14 protein-coding genes are annotated in these 17,956 nt (G+C 65.4%); 10 read left to right on the top strand and 4 right to left on the bottom strand.

Features of this window, described 5'->3' with window-relative positions; translation table 11 throughout:
- Positions 1 to 2 precede the first annotated feature (2 nt).
- The 3 genes from ACMPH2_RS00970 (at position 3) to ACMPH2_RS00960 (ending at position 4,562) form a co-directional block, all read left to right on the top strand.
- Positions 3 to 1,742, top strand: a complete 1,740-nt coding sequence (locus ACMPH2_RS00970) for an ABC transporter ATP-binding protein (RefSeq protein WP_417118364.1) — start codon at positions 3 to 5, stop codon at positions 1,740 to 1,742.
- Between the two features lie 529 nt (positions 1,743 to 2,271).
- Entirely contained in the window at positions 2,272 to 3,102 is an 831-nt protein-coding gene (locus ACMPH2_RS00965) for a hypothetical protein (RefSeq protein ID WP_417118363.1), read from the top strand.
- On the top strand, positions 3,096 to 4,562 hold the full coding sequence (locus ACMPH2_RS00960) for an ATP-binding cassette domain-containing protein (RefSeq protein WP_417118362.1): 1,467 nt from the start codon (positions 3,096 to 3,098) through the stop codon (positions 4,560 to 4,562). The genes ACMPH2_RS00965 and ACMPH2_RS00960 overlap by 7 nt, the downstream gene beginning before the upstream one ends.
- A gap of 69 nt (positions 4,563 to 4,631) precedes the next feature.
- Here the strand turns inward: ACMPH2_RS00960 and ACMPH2_RS00955 are convergent, their stop codons facing one another.
- Together ACMPH2_RS00955 and ACMPH2_RS00950 are read right to left on the bottom strand one after the other, a co-directional pair.
- Entirely contained in the window at positions 4,632 to 5,834 is a 1,203-nt protein-coding gene (locus ACMPH2_RS00955; protein ID WP_417118361.1) for an NADP-dependent isocitrate dehydrogenase, read from the bottom strand.
- A 577-nt stretch (positions 5,835 to 6,411) separates the two neighbouring features.
- A complete protein-coding gene (locus ACMPH2_RS00950; RefSeq protein ID WP_417118360.1) occupies positions 6,412 to 7,689 on the bottom strand; it encodes a PucR family transcriptional regulator in 1,278 nt (425 codons plus the stop codon).
- 213 nt (positions 7,690 to 7,902) lie between these two features.
- Between ACMPH2_RS00950 and ACMPH2_RS00945 the strand changes: the two genes are divergently transcribed.
- The 6 genes from ACMPH2_RS00945 (at position 7,903) to ACMPH2_RS00920 (ending at position 12,897) form a co-directional block, all read left to right on the top strand.
- On the top strand, positions 7,903 to 8,925 hold the full coding sequence (locus ACMPH2_RS00945; RefSeq protein WP_417118359.1) for an ornithine cyclodeaminase family protein: 1,023 nt from the start codon (positions 7,903 to 7,905) through the stop codon (positions 8,923 to 8,925).
- 126 nt (positions 8,926 to 9,051) lie between these two features.
- Positions 9,052 to 10,182 carry an aminotransferase gene (locus ACMPH2_RS00940; RefSeq protein ID WP_417118358.1) on the top strand — a complete coding sequence of 377 codons (1,131 nt, stop codon included), beginning with the start codon at positions 9,052 to 9,054 and terminating at the stop codon, positions 10,180 to 10,182.
- Positions 10,183 to 10,303: 121 nt separating this feature from the next.
- Positions 10,304 to 11,374 carry a pyridoxal phosphate-dependent aminotransferase gene (locus tag ACMPH2_RS00935; RefSeq protein ID WP_417118357.1) on the top strand — a complete coding sequence of 357 codons (1,071 nt, stop codon included), beginning with the start codon at positions 10,304 to 10,306 and terminating at the stop codon, positions 11,372 to 11,374.
- Between the two features lie 82 nt (positions 11,375 to 11,456).
- On the top strand, positions 11,457 to 11,696 hold the full coding sequence (locus ACMPH2_RS00930; protein ID WP_417118356.1) for an AlbA family DNA-binding domain-containing protein: 240 nt from the start codon (positions 11,457 to 11,459) through the stop codon (positions 11,694 to 11,696).
- Positions 11,697 to 11,766: 70 nt separating this feature from the next.
- Positions 11,767 to 12,258 (top strand): hypothetical protein, encoded by a 492-nt coding sequence (locus ACMPH2_RS00925; RefSeq protein WP_417118355.1) that lies wholly within the window; start codon positions 11,767 to 11,769, stop codon positions 12,256 to 12,258.
- Positions 12,259 to 12,327: 69 nt separating this feature from the next.
- Positions 12,328 to 12,897, top strand: a complete 570-nt coding sequence (locus ACMPH2_RS00920) for an ATP-binding protein (protein WP_417118354.1) — start codon at positions 12,328 to 12,330, stop codon at positions 12,895 to 12,897.
- Positions 12,898 to 13,033: 136 nt separating this feature from the next.
- On the opposite strand, the gene ACMPH2_RS00915 is transcribed toward ACMPH2_RS00920, so the two are convergent.
- Both ACMPH2_RS00915 and ACMPH2_RS00910 read right to left on the bottom strand, forming a co-directional pair.
- Complete coding sequence (locus tag ACMPH2_RS00915; RefSeq protein WP_417118353.1) at positions 13,034 to 15,262, bottom strand: DUF3825 domain-containing protein; 2,229 nt, start codon at positions 15,260 to 15,262, stop codon at positions 13,034 to 13,036.
- 289 nt (positions 15,263 to 15,551) lie between these two features.
- Complete coding sequence (locus ACMPH2_RS00910) at positions 15,552 to 15,875, bottom strand: DUF1292 domain-containing protein (RefSeq protein ID WP_062531703.1); 324 nt, start codon at positions 15,873 to 15,875, stop codon at positions 15,552 to 15,554.
- Positions 15,876 to 16,217: 342 nt separating this feature from the next.
- Between ACMPH2_RS00910 and ACMPH2_RS00905 the strand changes: the two genes are divergently transcribed.
- A complete protein-coding gene (locus ACMPH2_RS00905) occupies positions 16,218 to 17,921 on the top strand; it encodes a RecQ family ATP-dependent DNA helicase (protein ID WP_303132458.1) in 1,704 nt (567 codons plus the stop codon).
- Positions 17,922 to 17,956: the final 35 nt, after the last annotated feature.

Below are 17,956 nucleotides of genomic sequence, written 5' to 3'. Positions count from 1 at the left end.
AGATGTTCGACCTTCAGAAGCGCCACGGCCTCTCCGAGCAGGGGGCGGCAAACGTGAAAAAGGGGATCTTCTGGACCGTGGTCGTGAACCTCGTGGTCATGTCCAGCATGAGCCTGCTCTACTTCCTCATGCGCGACCTCATGGCGGCCTACCAGGGCCAGGCGGGCCTTCCGTCGGCCATTCCCTACCTCGTGGGCTGCCTCGCCTTCTTCGTGCTCTCGTTCGTCACGCACATGCAGCAGTACAACAACACCTACGGCACCGTGTACGACGAGGTGTCCAAGATCCGCATCTCGCTCGCCGAGCGCCTGCGCAAGCTGCCGCTCTCGTTCTTCGGCAGCCATGACCTGGCGGACCTGACCGAGACGGTCATGGGCGACGTGGACAAGCTGGAGCACGTGTGGTCGCACGTGCTGGGCTACCTCTATGGCTCGTTCGTCTCGACGGCGATCGTCGCGGTGGGCCTCCTCGCCTTCAACTGGCAGCTGGCCATCGCGGCGCTCTGGACCGTGCCCGTCGCGTTCTGGTTGCTCTTCGCCTCGCAGCGCTGGGTGCGCCCCCTGCAGGTGGTCGGTCGCCAGAAGGGGGTCGAGGTCTCCGACGCCATCCAGGAGATGCTCGACAGCGTGCGCGAGGTCCACGCCACCAACCAGGTGGACGGCTACCTCCGCTCCGTCAACCGGAAGGTCGACGAGTCCGAGGCGGCGAACCTCAGGTCCGAGCTCGTGGGCGGCGTCTTCGTGAACGGGTGCTCGATCACCCTGCGCCTGGGAATCGCCACCACGATCCTCGTGGGCGCCATGCTGATCGCCTCGGGCGTCACCGACTTCCTGACCCTCTTCATGTTCCTCCTGGCGATCTCGCGCATCTATGCGCCGTTCGACCAGTCGCTCGCGCTGGTGTACGAGCTGCTCGCCTCAAAGGTCTCGTCCGACAGGCTCCGCCGCTTCTTTGACGAGCCGCTCGCCACGGGCAGCGAGGACTTCTCGCCCGCAGGGCACGACATCGAGTTCGACCACGTGGCGTTCCGCTACGGCGACGGCGCGGAGAGCGTGCTGGACGACGTGAGCTTCATCGCGCGCGAGGGCGAGGTCACGGCGCTGGTCGGGCCCTCGGGCTCCGGCAAGTCCACCTGCGCGCGCCTGGTTGCCCGCCTGTGGGACGCCGACTCCGGTGCCGTGAGGGTGGGCGGCGTCGACGTGTCCACGGTCGACCCCGAGACGCTCTACGGGCACTGCTCCGTCGTGTTCCAGGACGTCATGCTCTTCGACGACACGGTGATGGAGAACATCCGCCTGGGACGCCGCGGGGCCACCGACGAGGAGGTCCTCTCTGCGGCGCGCGCGGCCAACTGCGACGAGTTCGTGGACAGGCTGCCGCAGGGGTACGGCACGATGATCGGCGAGAACGGCAGCCGTCTCTCCGGCGGCGAGCGCCAGCGCATCTCCATCGCCCGCGCCATGCTCAAGGGTGCGCCGATCGTGCTTTTGGACGAGGCGACGGCGTCGCTCGACGTGGAGAACGAGACCAAGGTCCAGAGGGCGCTCTCGACCCTGCTCAGGGGCAAGACCACGCTGGTGATCGCGCACCGCATGCGCACCGTGTCCAACGCGGACAAGGTCGTGGTGCTGGAGGGCGGCCGCGTGAGCGAGCAGGGGAGGCCCCAGGATCTGCTGGCGGCGGGTGGCACGTTCGCCCACATGGTGAGCCTGCAGCGGCAGAGCGAGGGCTGGGCCATCTAGGCGAGAGGGACGGGCCGGGCGTCGTGGCGGGCGTCCGGCCTGCCGGTCTGATAGGTGCCATGCTCGACGGCTTGCCTGGGCGACGGCTTGCCTGAGCGGAAGGCTAGTGCGAATTGGTAGCGACGCGTCGGCCCGGGAGGGGGAGTCCTTCTCCCGGGCCGATTTGTCGGTGCTTTGCCAAGGCAGAAGTGCCGACAATCTGCCTGTCGTGATACAAATTCGGCTTCGGCATTCGGTTTGTCGGTACTTCCTCCCAAGAAATATACCGACGAACGATTGGCCACGTACAGCTTGAAAACCCATTTGCTTAAGTAGAAAATTGAAAATATCTTTAAAATTAGGTAGATTGTATATACGTGAATCAACTTATTATGAAAAGCAGCTTTATTGAAGCTGGCTCGCCCATGAAAGGCGGGCCCGTTCTTGTCGGGTGACACATATGCCGCTGACCAAACCGCGCGTCGCCTTGCTCGCGTTCGTGCTGTCCCTGCTCATGCTGGGTTCGACCTCTCTCTATGTCTATTGAGTCGTGCAGCGGCAGCTGAGCCTCGAGGGAAGAAACCTCTGCTCCACGTCTGCCCTGCGGGTCGATGTCACTCCCGCAACCGCCGTCCGGCTCGTGCACGAGATTGGCGGAGACGCGCGTGCATTCGTCGACCTGGACGACTTCGGCATCGTGCGTGCGTTCGTCGCCGCGCATCCCGAATCCTTTGACTACCCGCATCCGCTCGGCAGCCAGACGAAGCCACTGGCAGCCCATTCCGCAGTGGCGGGAAACAGGGTGGGCGCCACGACGATTGGCGGGAGCCAGTTCGTCCTCTTTGGATCTGAGCGGTTTCCCCTGGTGGGACGGCTCGGCATGGGAAGCGAGTCGCTCCTTGACCGCTCCGTCCTCATTGCCGACGAGGAGGTCTTCGCAAGGAGCGGCGTCGGCGGGACGGTTGTCATCGATGGGGCGAGGGTGGTAAGGCGACTGAGGGAGATTGCTCCGGATGTGAGGGTCGCACCCATGGCGGCCGGAGCCTCCGACCGCACGAACGTCGACGTCATCTCGCCGGTTCTGATTCGGCTTGGCGTCGTGGGAGAGTTCCTTGGCTCCGCCGTGGCGGGCGCACCTATGGCGCGCTTCGTAGCGCCATGGGTGCGTTCGTGCATCGTCTTGGGCGTATCTTGGCGGAGGGTTCTTCTCCAGGTCGTGGGGACCTTGCTCATGTGTTGCCTCGCAGCCTTGGCGGTCGTCTTGCTGCCTGTGATGCGCGTCTCGGGGAGGGACGTAGCCGCACTGGCTCCCGCCCTCGCCGTCTGCATGGTCTTTGCAGCCTCCTTCTGCGTCTCGTCTAAAGCGGCTCTGCCATGGTGAGAGCCTTCGTGTGCGAGCTGCTCTATGACCTGCGTCTGGGATTGTTCCTGCGCATGGCGAGGAGCGTCCTTCTTGGCACCCTCTTGGCGGTCACCTATTGCCTCGCGTCGTTCTCCGCCTCTGCCGTCGGGTTGTTCAAGACGAGCTTGCGGGATGGTGCCGAGCATGAGTTCGTGTCGATAACGGACACGCTCGGGATGGTCGAGTTCCAGGGCTACAAGGGTGACCTCGACGGGATCGGACACGTGCAAGACTTCTACAACGCCCTGTCCCATGACCTGTCGGGCGGCACGTATCTGTCCATATTCGGGCAGCCCATCGCCGTCAGGCATTCGGAGCCGATTCGCGATTTTGCCGTGGTTGCGTTTGGGTGGAGCTGGGATCCCTGTCCGTACGAGGACAAGATCCTTGGCGGGCTGGCCTACGACGTCCCTGCAGTCCAACTGGACAAGAACGCGTGGGACTTCTATGGCCTTCGCCTTGCGGACGGTTCTGGCAAGGTCGATTGGGCCACCGTGACCTACGAGGCCGATACGTGCCAGCCGGTGGTGCTGGGCTCTGGGTACTCTCGTCTGTATAAGGTGGGCGATAGGATCGATGCCCGGTTCTATACGAGGCCTCTCACCTTTGAGGTCGTCGGCTTCCTCGAGGAGCGCTCGGCCGTCTTCTACAAGGGAGACTTCAATTACTCGTTGGACGAGATGGTGGTCATCCCCTATCCCCTCAGACTCGACTCGGTAAAAAGGGGAGTGGGCGACCCCGAGGACTTCAACAGAGCACTCGCTTTTGCCATGGTATCGGGTGACATCGCCCTGGACGAGGGCTCTTCGCCCGATTCCGTAGCCAACGAGCTTGCGCTCATCGGCCAGAGGACGGGCCTCACGAGCTATGCGTTGCTTGGCACACCGGAGTACCTCATCCAGTTCAGGCTCATTAGAAACCTCGTGCTGTCAAACGTGTCCCTGGTCGTCTGCACGCTGGCACTCCTCGCGGCAGTGCTCCTGGGGCTTGCGACGGTGGTCTCGTGGCAGCTCTCGTCGCAAAGGGAGAGGCGAGATGCGGCCCTGTGGCACCTTGGCTCGAGCGTGGTTATCCGCGGGCGCAGCGGTGCGGGGAAGACCACGCTGTTGCGCATGTTGGCTGGCCTAGACGCCGATTACGATGGCGAGTACCGCCTTGATGGCATCTTGCTGCCGAAGAGCGTCAGGGAGCTGGTGCGGATACGCCAGGGCACCATTGGCTACGTCACCCAGGTTCCGCGTCTTCTGACCGACCGCAGCGTGCTGGACAACGTGCTGCTCGGACTGTCTCATGCCAGCCATGCCGTGGAGGAGGCGGGGCTCCTGCTGGAGCGCGTGGGGCTCCCGCTCTATCAGCGCAAGAGGGCAGGAAGGTTGTCTGGTGGCGAGGCCCAGCGCGTGGCATTGTGGATTCGGGAAAAACGCTTGGTCTCAGCTTAGGTCGTCACCGCGGCAGGCGTCTGCCACCAGTTTGCTTGTGGTTGCGCAATGGGCCGGCTGGCGGACTCCCTACCCCCGCAGCCTCTCGGCCACGGCGAGGATGAACTCCTCGGTGTCCATCGTGACGGGCTCGGGCAGGCTCGTGATGCGTGCGAGGTCGCCCGTCATCTGGCCTGCCTCGATGGTCTCGATGGTGGCCGCCTCCAGGCGGTCGGCAAAGCCACAGAGCCCGTCCAGCCCGTCCAGCTCGCCGCGCTTGCGCAGCGCCCCGCTCCAGGCGAAGATCGTCGCGACCGAGTTGGTCGAGGTCCTCTCGCCTGCCAGATGCTTGTAGTAGTGGCGCTGCACGGTGCCGTGGGCGGCCTCGTACTCGTAGTAGCCGTGGGGGCTGACCAGCACGGACGTCATCATGGCAAGGCTTCCGAAGGCACTGGAGAGCATGTCGCTCATCACGTCCCCGTCGTAGTTCTTGCAGGCCCAGATGAAGCCGCCCTCGGCCTTCATGACTCGTGCGACGGCGTCGTCGATCAGGGTGTAGAAGTACTCGATGCCCGCCGCCTCGAAGCGCGTGCGGTACTCGTCCTCATAGAGCTCGGCGAAGACGTCCTTGAAGCGGTGGTCGTAGGTCTTGCTGATGGTGTCCTTGGTGGCGAACCACAGGTCCTGTTTGGTGCTCAGCGCGTACTCGAAGCAACTGCGGGCGAAGCTCGTGATGGAGGAGTCCAGGTTGTGCATGCCCTGGATCACGCCGGGCCCCTCGAACTCGTGGATGAGCTCGCGGGTCTGGCTGCCGTCGGCGGCGGTGAAGACGAGCTCGGCGCGGCCGGCCCCGGGCACGCGGACCTCGGCGTTCTTGTAGACGTCACCGTAGGCATGGCGGGCGATGGTGATGGGGCGCTTCCAGCTGCGGACGACTGGCTCGATGCCGCGCACCACGATGGGCGCGCGGAACACGGTGCCGTCCAGCATGGCGCGGATGGTGCCGTTGGGGCTCTTCCACATCCTCTTGAGGCCGTATTCCTCGACGCGCTGGGCGTTGGGGGTGATGGTGGCGCACTTCACGGCCACGCCCAGGCGCTTGGTGGCCTCGGCGGAGTCGATGGTCACCTGGTCGTCCGTGAGGTCGCGGTTCCTGAGGCCGAGGTCAAAGTACTCGGTCTTGAGGTCCACGAAGGGCAGGATCAGGTCGTCCTTGATCATCTGCCAGATGATGCGGGTCATCTCGTCGCCGTCCATCTCTACGAGGGGGGTGGTCATGCGGATCTTGGACATGTCTGCCTCCGGGGGCTTCGCGCGTGGGCTGTGATGGTTCCGGGCGAGGGGCGGGGCAGGGGTTGCGAGCGCCCTCGCGTGCGGGCTGCTTCCCAGTGTAGCCGCAGCGGGGGAGAGGGGCGCCGCGTGCGGCGGTGACGTTGCGCGATGGTAGCAATGGGATGAGGGGTCGGCTGCGGTGGAGTCGAGCGAGAATCCGCTCGCTACTCGCCCGCGGTGCCGGTTCAATCGTCCACTTCGGGATTGCGGCGGCGGTTCCTCTCACCCACTTCGCCCCTCCCGCGCGAGGACCGCAAAGTGGGTGGTTCACGAGGTGCGTGCGGGTGAGAATTCACTCATTTCTCGCCTGCCATGGCAGCTTGTCCACCCACTTCGACCTTTTCGCGCGGGAGTGCCGAAGTGGGTGGTTCACGGTGGTCTTGCAGGTGAGAAACGACCCACATCTCGCTTGCGGCGACGCATCTCCAACCCACATCGCGCTTCCCGCGGTACATCTCCAACCCACACCAAGCTTCCCGCGCAAGGACCGCGAAGTGGGTGGCTGGCAACGGTTCGGCGGGCGAGAGGCGCCGCATCCTCAGTCCAGGCCCAGCACCTCTCGGCAGCGCATGACGCGCCAGGCGAGCGCGAGCTGCTCCATCTGCTCCGACTTCCGGGGCGAGAGCCCCGTCACCTGGGCAATCCGGTCGAGTCGATAGCGTATCGTGTTCTGGTGCTGTCCCAGCTCCTGAGCGCAACGGCCCACGCTCTGCCCCTCCCTCAGGAAGCAGGCGAGCGTGGCCATGAGCTGCCCCTCGTGGGCGGCGTCAAACTCCTTCAGGGGCTCCATCAGCGAGTGAGAGTAACCCGTCATCTGGCTGCTTCCCACAAAGGGAAGCAGGGCCTTCTCAACTCCAAGCGCGTCGAAGCGGAGGCTCCTGCCCGCGTGCATGTCGTCCTGTCCTGCGAAGGCGCTCGCCCACAGTGCCTCGTGGAGCGCCTGGGCAAAGTCCTCGAGTCCCAGGTGGACGGAGCTCGTCCCCAGCGGCTGCGGCCGCCCGTTGCCGGGCGTCGCTTCTGACGGCAGCGACCCGCCTGCCGTCACCCCCAGTGGCTGCGGCCGCCCGCCAGCGGACGCTCCCGCACCGGCCAGGACCTCGGAGCGAAGCACTTCCATGCAACCGGCGAGGTCGATCCTCTCCTCCGGGTCCGTCGTCACGATTGCGAGGATTCCCCTGTGGTAGCAGACCAGGGCGCTGCCCACCCCTGCGAGCGAGCTGCGAAGGAAGGCGGCCTCGATCCGGCTCAGTTCCTGGGGGTCAGGCTCCTCGTCGAGGCGCAGGTACAGGCAGGCGACGCGTTCCTCGAAGGAGGGGTTGATCGCCAGCGCGCACTCCCTCACCTCACGCGGGCTCGCGTCCTCCCGCAGGGCGAGGTCGATCTGGTTTGCGGCGAACGACGCCGACCCGAGGTCGCGTATGCGACCGGTCACTTCCACGATCACTTGGTCGAAGAAGAAGCCGTCCGACTGGACGACGAAGAGGGGGAGGTTGCGCGCGTTGGCGTAGCGCAGGGCTGACTCCGGCAGGGGCAGGTGCAGCGCGTTCTTTATGACCAGCGCGCTCGCGCCCTCGGCGACCAGCGTGCGCACTGCCTCGCCGATGAGGTAGGGGTCGTCCTTGGCATAGAGGAAGGTCGAGAGCACGAGCTGGCGAAGCGTGAGGTTCTTGCGCTGGTACTTGTCGCGCAGCCCGGGCATGAGCTCGTAGTCGAGGATCCCCACCTCGTCGATGGTGCGTGCGAGCCCGCCTTGTCCCGCCACGAGCCGCAGCGAGTCCGCATAGAGGTGCTGGAAGTCGGAAACCGTGTAGAGCATGGCCACCAATCTTGTTAAAAGCAACAGTTTTTCTCAACTATAGATGGAAAAACGTACAGAAAGACAAGATGGAAAGGTCCAAAAGAGATAAGTGGTGAGAATGCCTTCCTCAAGTGGTTGTAGGTTTTCACAACAAGTGCCCTTGGAGCTGCCTCTGACGCCTCGCTAAGCTCTGGGGCATACGAGTGAGAATCCCGGAAGGGGAGGTTGCGGATGTCACGGCTGTTGGTGCTCTCGGCGGAGGACGTCAGGAAGGTCCTGACCATCAAGGACGCGCTCGATGCGGTCGAGGACGCGTACGGGCAGAAGGCCACGGGCGAGGCAAGCGCCTGGCCCATGGTCTACGAGCAATTCGTTCCCGGCGAGTCGGACATGGACATCCGCTCGGGGGAGCTCAAGGGCGCGGGGCTCTTCGGTCTCAAGCTCACCGCGTGGTTCAGCGGCAATTCCTCCCAGGGGCAGCCAGAGATCTATGGGACGACCCTCCTCTGCGACGACCGCGACGGGCGTCCCCTGGCGCTGGTCAACGCCAGCGCGGTGACCGGCCTGCGCACGGGTGCCGCTGGTGCCCTGGGCGTCAAGCACCTCGCCCGCAAGGACGCGCGTCGGCTCCTGGTCTGCGGCTGTGGCCACCAGAGCAGCTTCCAGGTCGCCGCGGCGCTCGCCGCCTGCCCCCAGATCGGCTGCGTCCAGATGTGGGACCCCACCAGCACAGAGGCTCCCGTCGCCCGCGTGGCGCAGGTGGTGCGTGAGGCCAAGGCGCTCCTCGCCGCGGCAGGCCTGACGAGCGACGCCACCATCGAGGCCGTGGCCGACGGCGAGGCGGCCGTGCGCGTGGCAGACGCCATCGTCACCATCACGCCGGCGACGACGCCCTTCGTCCAGGCGGACTGGGTGCGCCCGGGCACGCACCTCTCGTGCGTGGGGGCCGACATGGAGGGCAAGCAGGAGGTCCAGAGCGCGCTCGCGGCTCGCGCCCGCCTCTTCTGCGACGACCGCGCGCAGTCTGTCGCCTCCGGCGAGCTCGAGGTCCCCTGCAAGGAGGGCGTGATCGCGTCGGCAGACATCGTCGCAGAGCTGGGGGAGGTCATCGTCGGCAGGGCCCAGGGCCGCACCTCCGACGACGAGGTCACCCTCTTCGACACCTCGGGCATCGCCGCACAGGACCTTGCCGCGTCGAAGATGGCCTACGACCGCGCGGTGGAGCTCGGCCTGGGCACGACCGTCGAGCTCTAGGGGCGGCGCGGCGGTACGCAAGCTCGACGGGCGAGAGGGGACGCTCCTCTCGCCTTCGCACGAACGCAGGGGCAGTGGTGCCACGGTCCAAGCAGGGCGGGGCACGAGCAGAAGGAAGGAACCGACATGGAGATCAAGGACTTCGCCGTCGAGCAGTGGATGAACGAGTGGGAGACCAAGTGCAGGTACAACGTGGCCGAGACTTGCACCTACTCGGTCACCCTGGACCAGCTCTTCGAGATTTGCGGGGGTGACCGCAGGAAGTTCATGGACGAGTTCGCCTCCCGCCGCCTGACCTACGGCGACATCGAGGGCCAGCCCAGGTTCCTCGAAGGCATCTGCGGGTTGTACAAGACCGTCGCGTCCGAGCACGTCGTCCCCACGCACGGTGCCGCCGGCGCCAACGCGCTCGTGCTCTCCACCCTGGTGGGGCCGGGCGACCACGTGGTCTCGATCATGCCCACCTACCAGCAGCTCTATTCCATCCCCGAGATGTGCGGCGCCAAGGTGGACATCCTGCACCTCGAGAAGGACGAGGGTTACCACGTCAACGTCGAGCGCCTCGACGAGCTCTGTGGTGACGACGTCAAGGTCATCTGCATCAACAACCCCGACAACCCCACGGGTGCCCTGCTCTCGAAGGAGAAGCTCGAAGAGATTGTGGCCGTGGCCCGCACGCACGATGCGTGGTTGGTCTGCGACGAGGTCTACCGCCTGCTCACGCAGGACGGCTCCTACCAGGAGTCAGTCGTCGACCTCTACGACAAGGGCGTCGTGACGAGCTCCATGTCCAAGGTCTGGTCGCTGGCGGGCCTGCGCCTGGGCTGGTGTGTCACCAAGAGCCCCGAGCTCAGGCGCGCCCTCCTGAGCCATCGCGACTACAACCTGATCAGTTGCGGCATGTTCGACGAGGCCGTGGCCGCCTACGCGCTCGAGCACGCGGACAAGATCCTGGAGCGCAGCCGCAAGATCGTGCGCCAGAACCTCTCCGCGCTGATGGAGTGGGTGGAGTCTGAGCCGCACCTCTCCGTCGTGAGGCCCGAGGCGGGCACCACGGCGCTGGTCTACTACGACTACGACGTCGACTCATACGACTTCTGCATCGGCATGATCAAGGAGACGGGTGCCCTCGTGACTCCGGGCGACTGCTTCGAGGAGCCCAGGAGCATGCGCATCGGCTACGCCTACAGCGACAACGTGGACGACCTGCGTGAGGGCCTCGCCGCGATCAGCGCCTACCTGCGCACGCTGGAGTAGGCGAGAGATGCCTGGCTACATTACCGAGGCCCGTTCGCTCCAGGACGCGCTCGCCGTGGTGCTGACCGCCGCGATGGTCCTGCTCTAGCATCGATTCCCGTCTTTGGGAGGAAGGCCTGTCATGAGCTCGTTTCTCAACGCGCGCTACGCGGGGATGCATCCCTATGTCCCGGGGGAGCAGCCACACGACCGCGCCTACGTGAAGCTCAACGCAAACGAGACGAGCCTCCCTCCCTCGCCAGCCGTGCGCGCGGCCCTGAGCGATGCTCTGGTGAACGGCCTGGGTCGCTACGCGGATTCCCACTGCATGCCGCTGCGCGAGGCGGTGGCCAGGCACTTCGGCCTCACGCCCGACCGCGTGTTCGCCGGCAACGGCAGCGACGAGGTACTGGGCTTCGTCTTCCTGGCCTTCTTCGGAGGGGACGCGCGCGTGTGCTTCCCGGACGTCACCTACGGCTTCTACCGCGACTACTGTTCGACCTTCGGGGTGGGGTATCGAGAGATTCCCCTGCGTGATGACTTCACGCTGGACGTGGACGCCTTCGCCGAGGCAGAGGAGAACGTGGTCATCGCCAACCCCAACGCCCCCACCGGCCTCTGCGTGGGCGTGGACGACGTCCGACGCATCGCGCAGGCTCAGCCCGGCCGGCTTGTCGTGGTGGACGAGGCCTACGTCGACTACGGCAACCGGAGCTGCGCCTGCCTTTTGGGGGAGTGCCCCAACCTCGTCGTGGTGCAGACGATGTCCAAGTCCCGCAACCTCGCGGGCGCGCACGTGGGCTACGCGCTGGCGAGCGCCGAGGTCGTGAGCGACCTCAACGACGTCAAGTTCAGCTTCGACCCCTTCAACCTGAGCGCGCCGACGATGGCGATTGGCGTGGCGGCGATGGGGGACACCGACTACCTGCAGGAGTGCTGCGACCGCGTCATCGCGGAGCGCGAGCGCGTGACGGACGGGCTTCGTGCGCGCGACTTCGAGCTCACCGACTCGCACACCAACTTCGTCTTTGCGCGCAGGGACGGCTTGGACGCCAAGGCATGGAACGCCGGCCTGCGCGAGCGCGGGGTCCTGGCCCGCCACTTCGACGCACCGCGCACGCGCGACTGGCTGCGCGTGACCATCGGTACGCGGGACGAGATGGACGCCTTCCTCGCGGCGACGGACGGGGTCCTGGCCGAACTGGGGCTGTAGGCGACAATTGGCGCCAATGTGGCTCAGGGGCATGTAAACTCACCATGCGTGTACTGAGCGCTACGACACCGAATGGATTTGCATGCAGACTCCAGTTTCATCAAACAACATTGACGTTCTATGCAGCTCGAACGAGAATCATTACTTTGATCGCAAGAGCGCTCGCATCAAAGTCCGAGACCTTGCAAAGACCGTCATCGCCTTCGCCAACGCGGCAGGAGGCAAGCTTGTTGTGGGAATTGAGGACGATGGTGCTGTAACTGGCTTCAAGTGCGTCGGCGCGGGCTCGATGGAAGAGTTCGAGCAAGCTGGTCATCTTTGAGTGCATTCCGGCACCGGTTGTTAGCTGTGAGCGGATTGATATCAAGAATATCCAGGGTGAAGATGACGTTGTGCTCGTCCTGGACATTTCCCCATCGACGGATTCTGTAATAAGGCGCAAGGGCGATGATGCAGTCTTCCTGCGGCAGGGGGACAAGAGTCTCCGGCTGGGCGATCGTGAGATTCGTGCGCTTGAGTATGACAAGAACCAGCGTCTCTTTGAGGATGGGGTGTCGCGGCAGGCTACGATTCAAGATGTTGACCAAGAGGTGGTCAATCGTTATAGACAGGCCCTGGGAACCGATGCATCGGGTGAACAGGTCCTAAAGAGTCGAGGCTTTCTGATAGGCGGCTACCTGACGAATGCGGGCATCCTCTTATTTTCAGAAAATCCTTCACGATTTATGCCTCAGGCTCGCGTCCGCGTCCTTAGATATGAAGGCACGGAAATGGCCACGGGGCAGAGATTAAACGTGGTGAAGGATGTCACATTCGACGGACCGATACCCAAGACCGTTGATGGCGCCTCGGCTCTTATCGGGAGCATGCTTCGAGAGTTTTAGTACCTGGGTTCCGACGGACGCTTTAGGGTGATACCGGAGTATCCAGAGTTTGCTTGGTTCGAAGGTCTGGTGAACGCGGTAACGCATAGGGATTATGCGTTTTCGGGAGACTACGTTCGTGTCTCCATGTATGACGACAGGCTTGAAATCCAGAGCCCTGGACGACTTCCCAACATCGTGACGCTCGATAACATGCGTTCCACTCGTTATTCGCGCAATCCCAGGATTGCGCGAACCCTGGTGGAATTTGGCTGGGTTAGGGAGCTCAATGAAGGCGTCAAACGTATCTATAGTGAAATGCAGGCGTTATTTTTGAACGATCCTAAGTTCTCTGAGCCAAACTCTGCCGCAGTGAGGATGGTGCTCGAAAACAGCATTACATCACACGTGCTTAGGCGGAGCGAATCCATGCAAGATAGGGTCGGGGACGCGTATGGTTCGCTGGGCGAGTATGAGTTGGCTGCTGTGCAATGGATATACGGGAAGGGAAAAATCACTACTCGCGAGCTGTCATCACTTATTGGCAAGGGCCTTACTCTTAGCTCAAAAACTCTGAGGGGACTTGCCGCAAAAGGAATCCTTGAGTGGCATGGCAATAGCAAAAACGACCCATCTCAGTTCTATTCCCTCCCAAAATAACGGAGTAGAACGGAGTAAGGGGAGTTATATGGGTTGAAGATGCCACGTGTCTCCCCTTTATTTGCTGTGTACAGCCACCAAGGCACAAGGTCAATTCGGCCATCGGCGAACAGGCCTCGTCGATGGCCGAATTCTTCTATCCCAGTGCGCCTGCCAGCCAGGAGGGCATGTCACGGCTCAGGCTGCGAGCGCAGGTGTATGCGTTCGCAAGCGAGAGGATCGCGCAGCCACGCCAGCGGCCGTCACCCTCAGGTGCCAGGGCGAGCGCCGATTCGGGCGTAGACCCGCTCGCGGGCCAGAGTGGCAGCAACAGCGCGATTCCGTCACGGCGAGGGTCGTATGCCGCTGCAAGCTGGCACGGGCTCTGCCTCATCCGTCTGAGCGAGCGCTCAAGCAGGTCGTCGTCCGATTCCGCCAGCCTCGCACCGAGCCCGGGGGTAAGGTCCAGGGTTGCGAGCGTGGGGAGCGTCTGGGGCAGGCTGAGTGGCTCCGGCAGGGGCAGCGCGTGCTTCTCACCCGTCGCGTCCGCCGGCTCGAGTGCGGAGAGACGCTCGTCTCCATCGACGACCCAGCCGGCGAACTGCCAGGGGATGTCTCCCTCGTGTGGCACGAAGCTCATGCAGAGGTACTGCCCGCATGCGGTGAGGAGGCCCGTGTTGAAGCCGGCGAGGCTCCCGTCGTCTGCCACGACGACGAGGCCGGCATGCCTGGCGCGCCAGAAGGTCAGGCAGAGGTACTCGCGCAGGACGCCGAGGTCCTCCTTGCCGGCGAGGCTCCAGGGCTCGTCTTCAGCCGCTGCCGCAAGCTGGGCGAGCAGGGGCTTCCAAGGTCCGATGACGGCAAACTGGGCGAGTTCGCGCTCGGGACTCACGTTCGCGCTGGTGGCGGCTGCGAAGTCAAGCAGCTGCCAGGCACCCTCTTCAGCGGGGGAGAGGCCCTCGAGGCCGACGTCGGGAAGTCCTTCCTGGGAGCTGCCGTCGTCTACCCCCGTCATGCTCCAACGCTTGCCCGAGGGCGTGCGGGTGTTGCGACGCAGGGTCATCTCAAGTGGTGCCGAGCCGTCGGCGCGCAGGTAGCGCAGGGGGAAGCACAGCTGGCTGCGGCTGCCGTGGACGCTTCCGGTGGAGCGGGCCACGCGCCAGTCCTCGTCGAGCGTCGCGAGCACGTCCACGTCGGTGGGAAGCAAGGCATAGAGCCGCTCGAGGGCCTCGAGCTTGCAGCTCACCTCGGCCTGGAAGTCCCGTGGGAGGTCTGCCTGCAGCTGGACGGGAGGCAGCGGGTTGACGCGGACGGGACCTGCGGGCTCGCTTGGTGTCGGCGCGGGGTGTGCGGGTACGGGCTGGACGGGGGCAGGGCTTGTGACCGCCGCGGGCGTCGGTCGGGGTACGACGATGGGCTTGGCGGCGACGGAGTGGCTGGGCGCAGGCGCGGGTGTTGCAGGCTGTGTGACTGCGGAAGCGCCGGCGGCAGGCCGTGCGGGCACAGCTGAGGGCTCGGCCGGGTGTCCTCTTCGCGACGCAACTGGCTCGGCCTTTGCTACGGCAGTGGGGTCGGGCTGCGACTCGGCCGCCATCGTGGTGCCTTCCCGCTCCGTTTCGACCTGTCCTTCCGCAGCGTCGGCGGTCCGGGCAAGTTCCTCCTCCAGGCCGTCGTAGGGGTCATAGGTGATGGTGAGCCTGATGGTGGGCTCGGGCGAGGGGGCGACGGGCCTCTCGCCTGCCCCTGGGTCCGCGACGGAGAGGCGCGTCTCGTCCTTGTCTGCGACTTCCGCCGCATCCATGGGCTCTGTCGCCGCCTCTGGTGCTGCCGTGGTCACGTCTTCGGGCTCTGTGGCCACCGTGACTTCGGGTTTTGCCATGGCTGCGGGCATGCTTTCGTTCGTGGGCCCTTCAGCTGCCGCGACCTCCGGCTCCGTCGCGGTTGTCGGTAGCGCCACGGTTGCCGGCTCCGCCGCGACCTCCGGCTCCGGCCCTGCCGTGGACTTCTTCTTGGCGCGCTGGTGCCGCGGCTTCGCTGGCTTGGGGTCCTTGTTGCTCTTCTTGTGCTTCCAAGACCTCGCGCCCGCCACCGGCGCGGCCTTCTCGCCCGCGACCTGCCCTGCCGCCCGTGCCAGGACGGCGTCCCAATCCTCCTGGGGCTGGACCGTCACGTAGACGCGACCCTTTTTGAATACGGTGAGGCGGACGAAGTCGTGGAGGAGCTCCATCACGCCTTGGATGTCGGGAGCGCCCACGTCCTCGGGCCGCAGGTCCTCCGCTTCGAAGAGCTCCTCGACTTGTGCGAGCGGGACCTGCCTGAGGGTGCCGATTCTGGTGGAGAGCAGCTGGTAGAAGTACAGGCGGTTGCCTGCGGTCATTTTTGGCATGTTTGGACTCCTATGTGGGCGCCGGCGGGGCGTTCGTGTTCCGTCCTAGCTTACTACCCGAGGGTTCCGCTCCCGGCGTCCACGCGCTCGCGGGTGCCATGCGGCGTTCGCACGATCGGCCTGGCGTGCGAGCGAAGCAAGGCGGCAACTGGGACGACGCGATTTCCTCTCGCACGAATACAGTTTTGTGTGAGAGGGGCGTGCCACCGCGCGCGGCATGAGGAGGCCCGACAGCGGAACGAGCCGCTGCCGGGCCAGAGCCTGCATGCCGCCGTGCCTCAAGGGGACGCTACTCCGCGTCTTCCTCCTCGGCGTCGCCCTCGGCCTCGGCGAGTTCGAGCTCCTCCTCGGCTGCCGCCTCGTCGTAGCGGTCCGAGACGCGTTGGAACAGCTCGTCGGACTCGATGTCCACCAGCTCGTAGGTCCCCTCCTCGGGATACTCCTTGTAGCCGTAGAGGTAGACCTCGTCGCTGTCGTCATCGGGAAGGAGGGCGATGTACTCGTCGCCGTCCAGCTCGAAGATGCCCTGGACCTCGCAGCGCACCGTGCTGCCGTCGTCGAAGTCGATCTCGATGAAGTCGACCTCTTCCTCGTCGTGCTCGTGCTCGCTCATGGGTACCTCCCTGGGTGGTGTGCGCGCCCGTGCGCGTACGTAAGTGGGACTGTAGCAGGCCGCGCGCGGAAGGTGGCGCGTCAACGGCAAGCGTCCCCAATTGCCCTGCCATTGGGGAGGGCATGGCCGCACGTCGTGCTGTGATCAAGGCGCCAAGTCGGCAAAATTTGAGATAATGCTGACTTCATTGGCAAAACTGCAGGTAGATAAAATCCGGTCAGCAGAATTTGAAATTCTGCTGACTTGCGCTCGTTCCGCGCGGCCAGCGCGACAGACGGCGCGGTTAGACCCACTTACGGGCCACTCGTGTCCGGCATGACCGGGGGAGAGGAGCAACGCAACATGACAGACGCCACCCCCTCCCGCAGGTCGTCCATCCCCTCCCGCCATGCCCCCATCCCACCCGCGCCGGGCCCATCCTTCCCGCCCACCATGGACGGCGCCCGCGAGGCCCTGCGCCACTACTTTGGCTACGAGGGCTTCCGGCCTGGCCAGGGCGAGGTCGTCGAGGCCATCCTCCAGGGTCGGGACGCACTCGCCGTCATGCCCACCGGCGCCGGCAAGTCCGTCTGCTACCAGGTTCCCTCCATGCTGCTGGGCGGCCTCACGCTCGTGGTGTCGCCGCTCATCTCGCTCATGGGCGACCAGGTCCGCTCGCTCAAGGCCGCCGGCATTCGCGGCTCCTACCTCAACTCCAGCCTCAACCCGCGCCAGCAGGAGGTCGTCATGGCGCGCGCCCTGGCCGGCTGGTACGACCTCATGTACGTCGCCCCCGAGCGTCTGCAGGACCCGCGCTTCCTCGACTTCGCGACCCGTGCCCGGGTCCCGCTCCTCGCCGTGGACGAGGCCCACTGCGTGAGCCAGTGGGGACAGGACTTCCGCCCCGCCTACCGGGGCATCGCCGACTTCGTGGGACGCCTGCCGCAGCGCCCCGTCGTGGCCGCGCTCACCGCGACGGCGACCAGCCGCGTGCGCTCCGACGTCGTGGGCCTCCTGGGACTTCGCGACCCGCTCGTGCAGGTCAACGGCTTCGACCGGCCCAACCTCTTCCTGCACAGCTTCGAGCTCACGCCCAAGGAGCGCGAGCGCTGGGTGCTGGGCTACATTCGCGACCACGCCGAGCAGAGCGGGATCGTTTATGCCACCAGCCGCAAGCGCGTCGACTCGCTGGCCCAGGCCCTGCGCGAGGCCGGGGTCCCCGCCGTCGCCTACCACGCCGGCTACGACAACGACCTGCGCCGCGAGGCCCAGGCGCGCTTCGTGCGCGACGACGCCCGCGTCATGGTGGCCACCAACGCCTTCGGCATGGGCATCGACAAGTCCGACGTCCGCTACGTGATCAACTGCGGGCTGCCGCTCTCGCTCGAGGAGTACTACCAGGAGGCGGGTCGCGCCGGCCGCGACGGGGAGCCCGCCGAGTGCTACCTGCTCTGGAGCCGGGGTGACATCCGCACCTGCCACTACCTCATCGACTCCGGAGACTTCCCGCCCGAGCTGGACGAGGCCGAGCGCGCTGCGCTCACCCAGAGCCGCGAGCGCCTCCTGGGCCAGATGATCGGCTACGCGATGAGCGACTCCTGTCTGCGCGCCCGCATCCTGGGCTACTTCGGCCAGGGCTCGGGGACGCGCGTCGATGCGGCACGCCCAGGCGAGAGCGGCGTCGGCGCCTCTGCCGCCTTCCAGGGGCGGGAGGGCTGCGGCTCCTGCTCCGTCTGCTGCGGCCGCACGCCCGAGCGCTACCTGCGCACCCGACGCGCGCCAGGCTCCTTCGGCCGAGGCGCGCGCACGCGCGAGCTTCCTAGCGAGCGCGAGGTGACCGACGAGGACGAGCGCCTCTTCCAGCGTCTCCGCGCCCTGCGCAAGCAACTCGCCGACGATGCCGGCGTGCCGCCCTACGTGGTCTTCTCGGATGCTACCCTCAGGGGCATGGTTCGCCTGCGGCCCCAGGGGGAGGACGAGCTCCTGCAGGTCTCGGGTGTGGGACAGACCAAGCTCAGGCGCTACGGGGAGCAGTTCCTCGACGTCATCGCGGGTCGGGTGGAGTAGGGCAATCGACGAGGCGCGTCCGCGTACGCCTGCCG

The organism is Olsenella phocaeensis, assembly GCF_048189965.1.
GTDB classification, from domain to species: domain Bacteria; phylum Actinomycetota; class Coriobacteriia; order Coriobacteriales; family Atopobiaceae; genus Olsenella_I; species Olsenella_I phocaeensis.
Note: the sequence above shows the minus strand (reverse complement) of the source record. Positions and strands in the feature narration are given on the sequence as shown.